This is a genomic window from Streptacidiphilus sp. MAP12-16 (genome assembly GCF_041262165.1).
GTDB lineage: Bacteria > Actinomycetota > Actinomycetes > Streptomycetales > Streptomycetaceae > Streptacidiphilus.
This window is the reverse complement of record NZ_JBGCBY010000024.1, coordinates 1-13,951: the sequence shown is the minus strand read 5'-3', so window position 1 is coordinate 13,951 and position 13,951 is coordinate 1. Positions and strand designations below refer to the sequence as shown.

General features: G+C 71.5%; 12 protein-coding genes and 1 rRNA gene. 4 read left to right on the top strand and 9 right to left on the bottom strand.

Annotated features, from left to right (window positions below):
• Positions 1 to 190 precede the first annotated feature (190 nt).
• Positions 191 to 3,187: a PQQ-dependent sugar dehydrogenase gene (locus tag ABIA33_RS27405; RefSeq protein ID WP_370085273.1), complete on the top strand. Its 2,997-nt coding sequence runs from the start codon at positions 191 to 193 to the stop codon at positions 3,185 to 3,187.
• Between the two features lie 91 nt (positions 3,188 to 3,278).
• Positions 3,279 to 4,838 (top strand): hypothetical protein, encoded by a 1,560-nt coding sequence (locus ABIA33_RS27400; protein ID WP_370085271.1) that lies wholly within the window; start codon positions 3,279 to 3,281, stop codon positions 4,836 to 4,838.
• Between the two features lie 41 nt (positions 4,839 to 4,879).
• On the opposite strand, the gene ABIA33_RS27395 is transcribed toward ABIA33_RS27400, so the two are convergent.
• From ABIA33_RS27395 to ABIA33_RS27380, 4 genes are all read right to left on the bottom strand, one after another.
• Positions 4,880 to 5,776 (bottom strand): NAD kinase, encoded by an 897-nt coding sequence (locus tag ABIA33_RS27395; RefSeq protein ID WP_370085270.1) that lies wholly within the window; start codon positions 5,774 to 5,776, stop codon positions 4,880 to 4,882.
• Between the two features lie 145 nt (positions 5,777 to 5,921).
• Entirely contained in the window at positions 5,922 to 6,734 is an 813-nt protein-coding gene (locus ABIA33_RS27390) for a TlyA family RNA methyltransferase (RefSeq protein WP_370085268.1), read from the bottom strand.
• 42 nt (positions 6,735 to 6,776) lie between these two features.
• Positions 6,777 to 6,977, bottom strand: a complete 201-nt coding sequence (locus ABIA33_RS27385) for a hypothetical protein (RefSeq protein ID WP_370085267.1) — start codon at positions 6,975 to 6,977, stop codon at positions 6,777 to 6,779.
• Positions 6,970 to 7,875 (bottom strand): histone H1-like repetitive region-containing protein, encoded by a 906-nt coding sequence (locus ABIA33_RS27380; RefSeq protein WP_370085266.1) that lies wholly within the window; start codon positions 7,873 to 7,875, stop codon positions 6,970 to 6,972. The genes ABIA33_RS27385 and ABIA33_RS27380 overlap by 8 nt, the downstream gene beginning before the upstream one ends.
• A gap of 179 nt (positions 7,876 to 8,054) precedes the next feature.
• On the opposite strand from ABIA33_RS27380, the gene ABIA33_RS27375 reads away from it, so the two are divergent.
• Complete coding sequence (locus tag ABIA33_RS27375; protein ID WP_370085264.1) at positions 8,055 to 8,402, top strand: sterol-binding protein; 348 nt, start codon at positions 8,055 to 8,057, stop codon at positions 8,400 to 8,402.
• A 33-nt stretch (positions 8,403 to 8,435) separates the two neighbouring features.
• On the opposite strand, the gene ABIA33_RS27370 is transcribed toward ABIA33_RS27375, so the two are convergent.
• Both ABIA33_RS27370 and ABIA33_RS27365 read right to left on the bottom strand, forming a co-directional pair.
• On the bottom strand, positions 8,436 to 9,452 hold the full coding sequence (locus tag ABIA33_RS27370) for an HAD-IIA family hydrolase (RefSeq protein WP_370085263.1): 1,017 nt from the start codon (positions 9,450 to 9,452) through the stop codon (positions 8,436 to 8,438).
• A gap of 13 nt (positions 9,453 to 9,465) precedes the next feature.
• Entirely contained in the window at positions 9,466 to 9,933 is a 468-nt protein-coding gene (locus ABIA33_RS27365) for a hypothetical protein (RefSeq protein WP_370085261.1), read from the bottom strand.
• A gap of 86 nt (positions 9,934 to 10,019) precedes the next feature.
• On the opposite strand from ABIA33_RS27365, the gene ABIA33_RS27360 reads away from it, so the two are divergent.
• The gene (locus ABIA33_RS27360; protein ID WP_370085259.1) at positions 10,020 to 11,360 is read left to right on the top strand and encodes a DUF1015 family protein; all 1,341 of its coding nucleotides are present in this window, start codon (positions 10,020 to 10,022) and stop codon (positions 11,358 to 11,360) included.
• Positions 11,361 to 11,452: 92 nt separating this feature from the next.
• Here ABIA33_RS27360 and ABIA33_RS27355 read toward each other — a convergent pair whose 3' ends face one another.
• From ABIA33_RS27355 to rrf, 3 genes are all read right to left on the bottom strand, one after another.
• Positions 11,453 to 12,286: a hypothetical protein gene (locus tag ABIA33_RS27355; RefSeq protein ID WP_370085258.1), complete on the bottom strand. Its 834-nt coding sequence runs from the start codon at positions 12,284 to 12,286 to the stop codon at positions 11,453 to 11,455.
• Positions 12,271 to 13,479, bottom strand: a complete 1,209-nt coding sequence (locus ABIA33_RS27350; protein ID WP_370085257.1) for a hypothetical protein — start codon at positions 13,477 to 13,479, stop codon at positions 12,271 to 12,273. The genes ABIA33_RS27355 and ABIA33_RS27350 overlap by 16 nt, the downstream gene beginning before the upstream one ends.
• Positions 13,480 to 13,858: 379 nt before the next feature.
• Positions 13,859 to 13,951 (bottom strand): 5S ribosomal RNA (rrf, locus tag ABIA33_RS27345); the annotation flags it as partial.

Genomic DNA, 13,951 nt, shown 5'->3' with positions numbered 1-13,951 from the left:
CGCGGAATGGCTCAATTCCCACTCGGCCTCGGCCGACAATGGATCACTCAAGAAAACGAAGAGTCCTCCAGCAGTTTTCCGACACCTCCGTGAATTCCGCGGACCAACGCTGCCACCCACTGTCGGAAGAGTGCGGACTTCTCCTACGATGCCGATGTTCTCCGCACAGGAGACCGACCAAGGGGGGCACGTGAGGTTACGAAAATCCACTGCGCAGATACTGGCGGCGATCGCGACAGTGATCGCCGTTCTCCTCGGCTGGGGCACGAGCGCGCTCCCGGCGGGTGCGGCCACGCTCCCGCCGCCGAACCTGCCGGCCGGTTTCACGCAGACGCAGCTCGCGCACGGGCTGACCAAGCCCATCGCCCTGGCCTTCGCGCCGAGCGGCGACCTCTACATCGCCGAGCAGGGCGGCACGATCCTGATCGACCGCAACGGCACGATCCTGCCGACACCGCTGGTCACCGTGCCCAACGTCTACAGCCAGGGCGAGTGCGGGCTGCTCGGGATGGCCTTCGACCCGAACTTCGCCGCCAACGGCTACCTCTACCTCTCGTACACGGCCTCGGTGACCAACAGCGCCGGCGTCACCCAGCCGTTCGCGCAGCTCTCCCGCTTCACCGTGACCGGGGACAGCGTCAGCCCGGCCACCGAGAAGGTGCTCTACCGAGGCAACCAGTCGCAGAACCTGCACCACGCGGGCAACGACCTGAAGGTCGGCCCGGACGGCAAGCTGTGGTGGGCCGTCGCCGACAACGTCCCCGCCATCACCAACGGCGAGACCCTCGGCAACCCGTACGGCAAGATGCTGCGGCTCAACCTGGACGGCTCCGCCCCCGCCGACGACCCCTTCGTCAACGTGCCCGGCGCCGTCAAGCAGATCTACTCGTACGGGCTGCGCAACCCGTGGCGCTTCACCTTCCTGCCGGACGGCCGGGCGATGACCATCGACACCGGTTCCAACTACTGGGAGGAACTGGACACCCTGCAGCCGGGGGGCAACTTCGGGTGGCCTGTCGTGGAGGGCGACGCGGGGAGCAACGGCTTCGTCAACCCGGCCTACGCCTATGGCCACGCACCGGTCGACGGCGCAGCCTCAGCCGTGGCCGCGTACAGCGGGCCGACCTTCGGCGCGGCCTACAGCCACACCGTCTTCGTCGGCGACTACAACCGCCAGGACATCGAGGCGGTGACCTTCGACCCGACCTACACCACCGAGACCTCGCAGACCGTCTTCGACCAGGCGGCCGGAACCATCGCCGACCTGATCGAGGGACCGGACGGCAACCTCTACTTCGCGAGCATCTTCGAGGGCACCGTCAACGAGATCTCCACCACCGGCGCCCCCGGCACGGCCCCCGCGCCGTACACGCCACCGCAGCCGGTGGTCGGCGCCCCCACGGCGACGATCAACGCGCCCGCGAGCTACAACGCAGGTGACACCGTCTCCTTCAGTGGCACGGCCACCGACCCGACCGACGGCACACTCCCGCCGAGCGCCTACACCTGGCAGGTGGACTACTACAGCAACGGCGTGCTGCGGCCGGTCTACAACGCCGAGGTGCCCGGGCCTGTCTCAGGGCCGACCAGCGGGGCGACCGGCGCGAGCGTGACCATTCCCACGGACACCTCGCAGACGCCGGGGAGCAGCTACCGGATCACCCTGTCGGTGACCGACTCGACCGGCAGCCGGACCGTCGTCACCAAGGACCTCACGCCCAACCTGGCCTCGATCTCCGCGAACACGGCCGTCCCAGGCGCGGGCTACTTCGTCGACGGCACCTGGCACACCGGCAGCTACACGGCACAGGGCGTGGTGGGCGTCCGGCACGTCCTGGCCGGGCTCCCGCTGGCGCAGAGCGTCGCCGGATCGCCGTACCGGTTCAGCGGCTGGTCCGACGGCAGCGCCCTGACCGACGTCGTCGGCACCCCCGCGGCGGGCGCGAGCTGGACCGCGCAGTTCGACCCGGTCGGCAAGACCCTGCCCGGCGGCTGGTCCAGCACGGACGTCGGCGCGCCGATCACGGCGGGAACGACGGACTACGCCGCCGCCAGCGGCACCTTCTACACCGACGGGGGCGGTGCGGACGTCTACGCCGCCAACGACCAGTTCCACTACACCTACCAGAGCCTCGTCGGCGACGGCACGATCGTCGCCCGGGTCCGCTACCAGTCCGACAGCAGCGACTGGGCCAAGGCCGGACTGATGGTCAAACAGAACACCACCGCGGGCTCGGCGTTCGTCGACGCCCTGGTCGCCCCCGACGTCTCCGCGACCATCCCCACCATCAACGGCACCGGCTGCACCCCCAACGGCTGCAACTCGCCGCTGCCGCCGACCGTCTACACCACCGGGCACGGCGTGCGGATGCAGTACAGCGGCTCGCACTCGATCACCCCGGCCGCCGCACTGCCCGGCTACTCCTCGCCGCAGAAGTGGCTGAAACTGCAGCGCAGCGGCGACACCTTCACCTCCTGGCAGTCCGCGGACGGCAGCAGCTGGACCCAGATCGGCATCGCCACCGTCCCGATGACCGGACCGGTCACCATCGGACTGTTCGACACCTCGCACAACATCGGCCAGGTCAGCTCGGTGGCCTTCGACCAGGTCAGCGTCACCGGGTCCAGCGTCACCCCGCCCGGACCGCTGCCCGCTCCCTGGACGGACGGCGACGTGGGCAGCCCCACGTTGACCGGTTCGGCCGGGTACGCCAACGGCAGCTACACGGTGCAGGGCGCGGGCGCCGACATCTGGGGCACCAGCGACCAGTTCAACTACGTCTCCCAGCCGACCAGCGGCGACGGGACGATTGTGGCCCGGCTCACCTCGGAGTCCAACACCAGCTCCAACGCCAAGGCGGGAGTCATCTGGAAGCAGTCCACCGCCGCCGGCTCCCCGTACCTGCTGATCGCGCAGGCGCCGGGTGGTGGCGTCAAGGTCCAGTACTCCTTCAACGGCTCCGTCGCCGGCGGTACCTACGCCTTCCCCGACGTCTGGATGCGGATCCAGCGCGTCGGCAGCACCTTCACCGCCTCCCTGTCCGCCGACGGAACCACCTGGACCCAGGTGCTGTCCAAGACCGTGGCCATCACCCCGACCGCCACGGTGGGCCTCTTCGAGTGCTCGCACAGCGCCACCGCGCTGGGCACCGCCACGTTCGACAACGTCAGCTACACCGCGGGCTGACACCGCGTCGCCAGGGGCCCCGGAGCGGCGACGCTCCAGGGCCCCCCTCACCACGAACTCTCCAGGAACTCTCCACGAAGGGTCGTGTCCAGTGGTCCGCACTCGTCACCTCGCAGCCGCCTTACTGCTGCCGCTCCCGCTCCTCGCCCTCCCGACCGCCCTCCCGACCGCCCGCGCGGCGACACCGGCCGCCGCGCCCGCCACCACCCGGCTGCCGACCACGGCCGCGCCGCCGGCCGGCTCGACCGTCGCCGGGCTGGTCGTCTCCGTCGGCTACGCCGAGGACAAGGAGATCAACACTCCCGATCCCGCCTCGTTCCCCGTGCCGTGGGCCGGGGCCCCCGACACCGTCTTCCTCGGCGGCACCGTCCCCGGCCAGACCGCCTGCGGCACACTCCCCGCCTGCTATGACGCGGGCGCGCTGCGGCTGGACAACCCCACCTCCGCGCCCGTCACGGTCAGCCGGGTCGACGTCGACATGCACTCCTCGCTCACCGGCGGCAAGGTCTTCCCGAATCTCTGGGGCTCCTTCACCGTCCCGCCGGGCCGGAGTGTGATCCTCACCGAGAACCCCCCGGGCAACAATCCGAGCTACGACAACTTCGACACCAGCGGCTTCCCCGGCAACAACTGCACCCCCCTCACCGTCGCCCCGACGGTCACGCTGACCGTCGGCGGGGTCGCCAGCACGCTGGTCGACAGCACCCATGTCCTCGACACCAACGGCATCGACCTGGGCTTCTGCAAGCCGGCCCACAACGAGTCGCTCCAGTGGCGCCCCATCGGCACACCCAGCGCCACCCCCGGCAGCAGCCGGGCCTCGGTCACCCTCGACGACGCCACGCCGGCGGTCACCGCAGGCCAGGCCCGGACCACGAGTGCGATCCTGCTGGACAGCGGCGGCTTCGGCCTGCCGGACGTCACGGTCTCGTTCAAGGTCATCGGAGGCCCGGACGCCGGCCTCACCGAGACGGCGGTCACCGCCGCCGACGGCCGCGCGGCGTTCAGCTACACCCCGTCAGGCACCGGCCAGGACGACCTGCTCGCCTCGGTCACCACCGTCGGCAGCTTCAGCTCGCCGCCACCGCTGCCCTGCCCCGCGCCCTGGACCTGCGCCGACATCGGCAGCCCCGCGCTCACCGGTCAGCAGTCGTACGACCCGAGCGCCGACACCTGGACCATCTCCGCAGGCGGCACCGACATCACCGGCACCGCCGACCAGTTCCGCTCCGTCTCGCAGCCCCTGACCGGCGACGGGAGCGTCGTGGCGCACCTCGACACGCAGAGCGCCAGCAGCTCCAACGCCAAAGCCGGCCCGATGCTCAGGGCGAGCAACGACCCCGGCGCGGCCTACTACGCGGTCCTGGTGTCCCCGGGGGCCGGGATCAAGGTGCAGAAGCGCGCCACGACCGGTGGCGGCACGACCAAGCTGGCCAATCCGGCCGGGACCGCCCCGGCCTGGTTGAAGATCACCCGATCGGGGGCGGTCTTCACCGCCTACACCTCAGCCGACGGCACCACCTGGACGCTCATCCCCGGCTCGACCACGACGCTGGCCCTGACCGGTCCACTGCTCGGCGGCCTCGCCGTGACCTCCCACAACGCCGCCGCGCTCGGCACGGTGACGGCCAACGGGCTCCGTGTCGGCTGACCTTCACCCGGCGCGAAGGCTCAGCCACTCGACCCGCGGGCTCAGCGCCCCGCCGCACCCCGCCAGCCGGTCACCGGAAGCGCGAACTTGGCGACGAGCCGGTCCGTGAACGGGGCCCGGTGCAGGCGCGCCAGCCGTACCGGCGTACGCCCCCGGCGCACCTCCACCCGTGCGCCGGGCGGCAGCTCCACGGTGCGCCGCCCGTCACACCAGAGCACGCCGTGCGGCGTCTTCGGCTGCACCTCGACCGCGAGCACCGACTTCGGCGAGGTCACCAGGGGCCTCGCGAACAGCGCGTGCGCGCTGATTGGCACCATCAGCAGCGCCTCCACCTCGGGCCAGACCACCGGCCCACCGGCCGAGAACGCATACGCCGTGGAGCCGGTCGGCGTCGCGCACACCACCCCGTCACAGCCGAAGTGGGACACCGGACGGCCGTCGACCTCCGTCACCACCTCGATCATGCGCTCGCGGGAGGCCTTCTCCACCGATGCCTCGTTCAGCGCCCAGTCGGTGTGCACGATGTGCCCGTCGGTACGCACGACCACGTCGAGAGTCATCCGCTCCTCGACCTCGTAGTCGCTCTCCACGACCCGCTCGACGACCTTCTGCAGGTCGTCGCGCTCGGCCTCGGCGAGGAAACCCACCCGTCCCAGGTTGACGCCGAGCATCGGCACGCCCGACTCGCGCGAGAGCTCGGCACCGCGCAGCAGCGTGCCGTCCCCGCCCAGCACGAGGATCAGCTCGCAGCCCTCGACCGCCCCCGGTCCGGTCGGCACCGACTCGACCCGCGCGGGAAACCCCATGTCGGGGGCTTCGGCGGCGAGCACCCTGAGGTTTATCCCCGCCTTCAGCAGCCCCGTGACCAGGGATTCGACACTCTGCAGGGCCTCCTCGCGACCCGTGTGCGCGAGCAGGAAGACGGTACGGTCACTCATCTGATCCTCCAGCGCCTACCAGGACGTCGTCGTCCCGGCAGCGCCTCCCCCTCGTGTTGGGACTTCCCATGCTGGAACTCATTCGGGAACTGCGGTCCGACTGACGCAGTTCCCCGACCTTACCCGCTGGTCCGTCTGGCCAGCCCTACTGCGGCCCCTGTTCGACGGCCCGGCGCGCATCGGCGACGTCCAGTGGCTCGGCGTCCCGCCGGAACCACAGGAAGTACTCCACGTTCCCGGACGGCCCCGGCAGCGGACTCGCGGTCACTCCGCGCACGCCCAGCCCCAGCAGGGCGGCCTGCCCGGCGACCTTCTCGATCATCTCCTGCCGGACCACGGCGCTGCGCACGACGCCACCGTTGCCGAGCCGCTCCTTGCCGACTTCGAACTGCGGCTTGACCATCAGCACCAGATCGCCCTCCGGCGCGGTGCACGCCGCGAGCGCGGGGAGCACCAGACCGAGCGGAATGAACGACAGGTCGCTCACCACGAGGTCCACATGCGTGCCGCCGATCTGTTCCAGCGTCAGCTCGCGCACGTTCGTGCGGTCCATCACCGTCACCCGGTCATCGCTCTGCAGTGACCAGGCCAGCTGCCCGTAGCCGACGTCCACCGCCAGCACCTCGGCCACACCGGCACGCAGCAGCACATCGGTGAAGCCGCCGGTCGACGCGCCCGCGTCCAGGCAGCGCCGCCCCTCCACGGTCAGCCCCTCGGGAAGGAACGCGGCCAGGGCGCCGGCCAGCTTGTGCCCGCCCCGCGAGACGTAGTCGGGGTCGTTCTCGTCCTTCGCGACGACGACCGCCGCCGCGGTCTCGACCTGGGTCGCGGGCTTGGTCGCCGTCGTCCCGCCGACGGTCACCCGTCCGGCGGCGATCAGCTCGCTGGCGTGCTCCCGGGAGCGGGCCAGCTTACGGCGGACCAGCTCAGCGTCCAGACGGCGTCGTGCGACTGCCACGTGCGGTTCAGCTCCTGCGGTTCGGGGTGACTCGGGTCGGTCCTACGGAAGGGGAGGAAGGGGCGGGCGCGGTTCGTCGAGCGCGCTCAGGGTGTCACGCAGCTGCTCGTGCACGCCCTCGTACACCCCGGCGTGGGCCTCGGTCGGCACCCCGTCCAGTTCCCCGAGGAGCGCCAGCGCGGCATCGACCCGGGCGTGCCCGGTCTCGGCGAGCCCTCCGAGAGAGCCGGCTTCGCTACTCATCCCCGGCCTGCCCCTGCGCCGACGCCTGAGCGGGTGGCTGCGCCGCGGACTTCCGCGCAGCGGTCTTCTTCGCGGCGGTCTTCTTCGCGGCGGTCTTCTTCGCGGCGGTCTTCTTCGCGGGTTCCTTCTTGGCAGGCGCCGTCGTGGCGACCGCCTTCTTGGCGGGGCCGCTCTTCGAGGCCGCCGCCGAGCTGTCCGCCTCCGTCTTCTTGGCCGGGGGCTTCTTCGCGATCGACTGCTCGGCAACCGGCTTGTCGGCGACAGCCTTGGTCGCGACCACCTTCTTGGCCGGTGCCTTCTTCGCGGCCGCCTTCTTCGCGGCCGCCTTCTTCGCGGCCGCCTTCTTCGCGGCCGCCTTCTTCGGCGTCGCCGACCGCTCCGCTGCCGCGTCCCCCGCTCCGTGCGTCGCGGCCTTCCGCGCCGCCGCCTTCTTCATCCCCGGCACCGCCGCGCGCCGCCGCGCCGCCGCAGCTTCCGCCTGCTCGTCCTCGTCCACGACCACCCGGACCGGCCGCGGCGCGTTCGACCGCTGCCTGGGGGCGGGAAACGCCTGCTCCGCGCGCGCCGCCGCCGACTGCTCCGCCGTACCGGCGTCCGCCTCGGCTCCCCCGTCCTGCCCCTGCAACTGCCGTACCTGCTGCTCCAGGAACTCCAGCACCACGCCGACCTGGACCACCCCGTCGCCGAGGCGGCTCCACACCTTGTCGGCCTCGGAGCGAACCACCCCGACCACCAGCAGCACCGGGTCCGGCACCCGCTCGCGCAACTCCTCCGGGTCCACTCCGGCCAGGTGCAGCAGGTCGCGGGCACCCGACTCGGCCCGCCGCCGAGCCTCCGCGACCACCCCGGTCGCAGCCTCCGCCGCGACCCTGAGACTGTCACGCACCACGTCGCGCATCCGGCCCTCCCTCTTCCGCTCTCATCCGCACGTCCACCATCCGACTGCGAGCTTCCACACCGACGCTACCGCCTCTCCCCGTCCCACCGCGTATCCGCGCCACACACCCGCCTGCGGTAGCGTCGCGGTACCACGCCCCCGTCCGCGGGCCTTCCGCACCAACAGGAGCACAGCGCATCATGGCGACCCCCGCCGAGTGCCGCGAGGCACTCGACCTGCTCAGCGAGAACCTCGGCAAGTCCACCGGCGACGTCCGCACGGCAGCATCCCTCGACCGCTCGCTGACCTGCTGGATCACCGACCTCGACGTGACCTTCACCGGTCGGCTCCGGGACGGCCGCATCACCGAGGTGACCGAGAAGCCCGGCCGCCCCGCCGAACGTGCGCAGATCCGGCTGGCCATGGCCGGGGACGACCTGGTCGCACTCGTCGAGGGGCGGCTCCACTTCGCCTCGGCCTGGGCCTCGGGACGGGTCAAACTGGAGGCCGGCATCCGCGACCTGCTCCAGCTGCGCAAGCTCCTCTAGCCGCAGCGCCGCCGGCCGCAGCAGACCGTCGCGCTAGAGCCCCAGCTCCGCCAGTGCCTTCCGCCACTTGGGCGCAGAGCCGCCGGTCGCGTCCGCCGTCGCCCAGGCCGCCGCGCAGAGCGCGCGCAACCCGTCGTACGGATCCTCTCCGCGCGCCTCGCCGAGGCTCAGCTCACCCTCGCGCACGACCACGGTCCAGCCGCCGCAGCTGTAGGAGCCGTCCGCCCCCGCCCGCAGCTCCGGCTGCACCCGCAGCAACCCACGCAGGTCCGCCGCCACATACGTCGGCCGGTACTTCGGCGGAGCCTCCGGCAGCTCCTCGGCCCGACTCACTCCGGTGAAGACCAGCAGGCTGTCCACGCCCCCGTTGAAAGCGCCCTCGATGTCCGTGTCCAGCCGGTCCCCTACCACCAGGGGATGCTTCGCCCCGGTGCGGATCACCGTCTCGTGGTGCATCGGGGGCAGCGGCTTGCCCGCAACCTCGGGCTCCACGCCCGTCGCCGTCCGAACCGCCGCGACCAACGTCCCGTTGCCCGGCGCCGTGCCCCGCGCCGTCGGGATCGTCAGATCGGTGTTGGACGCCACCCACGGCAGCCCCTGCGCGACCGCGTACGAGGCCTCAGCAAGCTGCTCCCAGCCGACAGTCGGGTCATAGCCCTGGACCACCGCCAGCGGCCCGTCGTCGAGCGAGCGCACCGGGCGCATCCCGCGCTCACGGACCGCCTCGACCAGGCCCTCCCCGCCGATCACGAGCACCGCCGAGCCCTGCGGCACCTTGCCCGACACCAGCCGGGCCGCCGCCTGCGCCGAGGTGATCACATCACTCGGCTCGGCAGGCACTCCCAACTCGCTCAGATGAGACGCCACGGCCTGCGGGGTGCGCGAGGCGTTGTTGGTCACATACGCGAGCCGCATCCCCGCCTCCCGCGCCTGCGCCAGCGACTCCACCGCGTGGTCGATCGCCCGAGGCCCGGCATAGACCACCCCGTCCAGGTCCAGCAACGCCGTGTCGTACAGCCGGTACAGCGGCTGCTCGGGAAGCTCAGGCATCAATCGACTCTTCCTACTCGTCCTGGTCGTGCCTCTTGTCCTGCTTCTGCTCTGCCCCGACGGTACCGAACCCGCCGGCCCGCGCTTTCAGGGTCGCCCGGGTCTGCCGCAGCGCAGCACGGTAATGCGCGATGTCCGGGCGCATCGCCACCGCCAGCGCCAGATGCACCGCCGACTCCTCGAAATCCCCGGTCCGGGCTGCGGCGAGCCCCCAGCCGAACTGCGCGTAGTCGTCCGCGGGGTGCGCCATCGCCACCACCCGGAAACTCTCCAGCGCCGCCGCGTACGAACGAGCGTCGAACTGCGCCCGCGCCAGCGTCTCCCGGATCGCCATCGACAACGGCTCAGCCGCCGCGGCCCGCGACAGCAACTGCTCCGCCGCCCCCGGGTGACCCCCGGCCAGCAACTCGCTCCCGCGCCGGAACCAGTCGTACACATCCCCGCTCGGAGCACCTTCGTCGCTGCGTGCCCGCTCCCTCATCTTGGCCCCTCTCCGGGTGGTCCCTCAGCCGTCGGCCCAGTGATCAGCCATACCGATGATCAGTCAACCGGGCATACCCGATTAACATGCCCAGAGTGAGAGCAGTCAGTGCAGACGACTCAGGAGATTTCCGGTACGGCGACGCGGGCCGAGTGGCCGCCGCCGGGCTGTCGCTCGCCCCCTTCCGGGGGTTGCGCTACAACCCGGAACGGGTGAGCTCGCTCGCCGCCGTCACGTCCCCGCCCTACGACGTGGTGGATGCCGACGGACGGCTGCTCCTGGAGACCGGCGACCCGCACAACATCGTCCGGCTGATCCTGCCCCGATCCCAGCCGACCGCCGAGAGCGGCTACCGCCACGCCGCCCGGCTCCTCGCCGAGTGGCAGCGCGGCGGCATCCTCACCCCCGATCCCGAACCCGCCCTCTACGTCTACGAGCAGCAGTCCCCGCCCGAGGACGGCGGCACCCTCCAACGCGGCCTGATCGGCGCGCTCGCCGTCAGCGGGCCCCAGGCCGGTGTGGTGCTGCCGCACGAGGACGTGATGCCCCGGCCCGTCGCCGACCGGGTCGGCCTGATGCGCACCACCAAGGCCAACCTGGAACCGCTGCTGCTGACCTACCACGGCGACGGCGGAGCCGCCAGCGTCATCGAACGCACCGTCGCGGGCCCTGCGCTGCTCACCACCACGACCGGGGACGGCACCACCCACCGGCTCTGGTCCGTGACGGACTGCGAGGACCTGACCGCGGTCAGCGCCGACCTCGCGACCTGCCGCGCCCTCATCGCCGACGGCCACCACCGGTGGGCGATGTACCTGCGCCTGCAGCGCGAACACCGCTACCTCGCCCACAGCCCCTGGGACCGGGGCATGGTCCTGCTCGTGGACACCGCCCGCTACCCTCTGCGGGTCCGCGCGATCCACCGTGTGCTGCACCGCCTGCCCGTCCCCAATGCCCTCTCCGCCCTCGGCTCCGCCTGGCAGGTCACCGAGCTCGGCAGCGCGCAGCATGCCGCTATGGAGGCCCTCGCGGCAGCCAAGGCAACCGGCCAGAACGCCTTCGTGCTCGCCGGGGACGGCAGCTTCCACCTCCTCACCGGGCCGGACGAGGCCACCCTCGACGCCTGTGTTCCGGTGGACCGCCCTGCTGAGTACCGGAGCCTGGACGCGACCGTGCTGCACTCCGTCCTGCTCGACAACGTGTGGCACGTCCCAGACGCCCCCGAGCACATCGGGTACCTGCACGACACGACGGCCGCGGTGCGGGAGGCCGAGCGCAACGGCGGCACGGCGGTGCTGCTGCACCCGGTCGAGGAGGGCGTCGTCCGCCGCCTGGCCGAGCAGGGCGTGACGATGCCCCGCAAATCCACGTCCTTCGGCCCCAAGCCCGCCACCGGCCTGGTCCTGCGCAGCCTCCTGGTGCGCTGACGCCGCAGGGCCTCGGACACGACCGCCCGGACATGACTGTGGCCCGGCACCGGAAGATCCCGGTGCCGGGCCACAGTCAGTTGCGAGCGAGGTCAGCTCTGGGAGTCGTGCTCCGAGTCAGCCTTCGGCTCGTGGGAGGGGCTGTCGGCGGCAGGGCTCACAAAGCCCTCCTCCTCGTCCTCTTCCTCGTCGTCCTCGTAGTAGTCCTCGCCGTCGCCGGTCGCGAACTCCGCATCGCCCTCGTCGTCGCTGTCGGTCTTCGAGGCAACCTCGTCGTCGAGCTCGACGTCCGGGTCGAGTGCGTCGACGAACTCGATGCCGTCGATCTCCGCGAGCCGCTCCGCCGCGTTGGTCGTCCCGCTCTGGTCGGCCTCCGCCGCCTTCGCGAACCAGTCCCTGGCCTCGCCCTCACGACCGGCGCCGATCAGCGCGTCGGCGTAGGCATAGCGCAGACGCGCCGTCCACGGCTGCACCGAGTGAGACCCCAGCTCAGGGCACTCCAGGGTGACCACGGCCGCGTCGAACTGCTCCATGTCGGTGCGAGCGCCGGCCGCGACGAGACGCATCTCGATCTGTCCGGCCTTGTCGAGTTGCTTCACCTCGGGCGCACCTGCCATCTCCAACGCCCGCTCCGGTCGGCCGAGACCGCGCTCGCAGTCGGCCATGACCGGCCACAGCTCGGCGGAGCCCGTCATCCGGCGCGCGGCACGGAACTCCGTCAGCGCCTCCGAGTAACGCTCGGTGACGTAGGAGGCAAAGCCCGCCGCCTCGCGCACGGCAGCGACGCGAGAAGCGAGTCGCAGCGCGACGCGAGAGTAGGCGTACGCCTCCTCCGGCTCGGTGTCGAGCAGCCGGGCGACCATGACGAGGTTCTTGGCGACATCCTCTGCGAGAGTCTTCGGAAGGCTCATCAGCTCCTGGCGCACATCACCGTCAATCTCCTGCCCGGTGACATCCTCATCGATCGGCAGCCGACGAACCGGCTCGCTCCGCCGCTCGTCGCTCTGCGCGCGACCACCCTCATACCGCCCACCGCTGCTGGGGCGGTCATCGCGTCGGTAGTTGCCACCGCCGCTGGGCCGGTCGTCGCGACGGAAGCCACCGCCGGTGCTGCTCGGCCGGTCATCGCGACGCGGTCCACGGTCGTCGCGGTTGAAGCCACCACTGGGGCGGTCGTCCCTGCGGAACCCACCACCGGTGCTGCTCGGCCGGTCGTCACGGCGCGGGCCACGGTCGTCACGGTTGAAGCCACCACCCGACGGCCGGTCGTCGCGACGGAAACCGCCACCACTGCTCGGACGGTCATCGCGACGCGGGCCACGGTCATCGCGGTTGAAGCCACCACCCGACGGCCGGTCATCGCGACGGAACCCGCCACCACTGCTGGGACGGTCGTCACGGCGCGGGCCACGGTCGTCCCGGTTGAAGCCACCACCACGGGGGCGGTCGTCGCGGTTGAAGCCACCACCCGACGGCCGGTCATCGCGACGGAACCCGCCACCACTGCTCGGACGGTCATCGCGACGCGGGCCACGGTCGTCACGGTTGAAGCCACCGCTGGGGCGGTCGTCCCTGCGGAACCCACCGCCGGTGCTGCTCGGCCGGTCGTCACGGCGCGGGCCACGGTCGTCACGGTTGAAGCCACCACCCGACGGCCGGTCGTCGCGACGGAAACCGCCACCACTGCTGGGACGGTCGTCACGGCGCGGGGCACGGTCGTCCCGGTTGAAGCCACCACCCGACGGCCGGTCATCGCGACGCGGGCCACGGTCATCGCGGTTGAAGCCACCACCACGGGGGCGGTCGTCGCGGTTGCCGCCGCCACCCGACGGCCGGTCATCGCGACGGAACCCACCGCCGCTGCTGGGACGGTCGTCACGGCGCGGGCCACGGTCGTCACGGTTGAAGCCACCACCCGACGGCCGGTCATCGCGACGGAACCCACCGCCGCTGCTGGGACGGTCATCGCGACGCGGGCCACGGTCGTCACGGTTGAAGCCACCACCACTGGTGGGGCGGTCGTCACGGCGCGGGCCACGGTCGTCGCGGTTGAAGCTGCCACCCGACGGCCGGTCGTCGCGACGGTACCCGCCTCCGCCGCCACTCGGGCGGTCGTCACGGTTGTAGCTTCCGCCACGGGGGCGGTCGTCGCGGTTGTAGCTGCCACCGGTGCTCGGGCGGTCGTCACGACGCGGGGCACGGTCGTCCCGGTTGAAGCTACCGCCACGGGAGTCACGCCGGCCCGCGCCCCCTGCACCCTGCGATCCGTCGCCCGAACGGCGCTCCGGGCGTCCCTGAGGGGGGTTCGACATTGACATGACTCCTTCTGGTCTACCAGCAACATCCTGGCGACGGCCCTCGAGGCACGCCACCATCACTCCATTGTCCCGCACCCGGCAAGCAGTCGCTCCCGGCTACCGGCCATCTCTGTACCAACCTGCAAAAAAACAAAAAGCCGCGGCCCCAGCGAATCGCTGGGGCCGCGGCTCTGAATGATTGTTCGGCGGCGTCCTACTCTCCCACAGGGTCCCCCCTGCAGTACCATCGGCGCTGTGAGGCTTAGCTTCCGGGTTCGGGATGTTACCGGGCGT

Bases quoted from the DNA above. Each gene is read 5' to 3' on its own strand.
- ABIA33_RS27395 (WP_370085270.1), bottom strand. From the start codon at position 5,776: ATGAGTGACCGTACCGTCTTCCTGCTCGCGCACACGGGTCGCGAGGAG.
- ABIA33_RS27385 (WP_370085267.1), bottom strand. From the start codon at position 6,977: ATGAGTAGCGAAGCCGGCTCTCTCGGAGGGCTCGCCGAGACCGGGCAC.
- ABIA33_RS27380 (WP_370085266.1), bottom strand. From the start codon at position 7,875: ATGCGCGACGTGGTGCGTGACAGTCTCAGGGTCGCGGCGGAGGCTGCG.
- ABIA33_RS27375 (WP_370085264.1), top strand. From the start codon at position 8,055: ATGGCGACCCCCGCCGAGTGCCGCGAGGCACTCGACCTGCTCAGCGAG.
- ABIA33_RS27370 (WP_370085263.1), bottom strand. From the start codon at position 9,452: ATGCCTGAGCTTCCCGAGCAGCCGCTGTACCGGCTGTACGACACGGCG.
- ABIA33_RS27365 (WP_370085261.1), bottom strand. From the start codon at position 9,933: ATGAGGGAGCGGGCACGCAGCGACGAAGGTGCTCCGAGCGGGGATGTG.
- ABIA33_RS27360 (WP_370085259.1), top strand. From the start codon at position 10,020: ATGCCCAGAGTGAGAGCAGTCAGTGCAGACGACTCAGGAGATTTCCGG.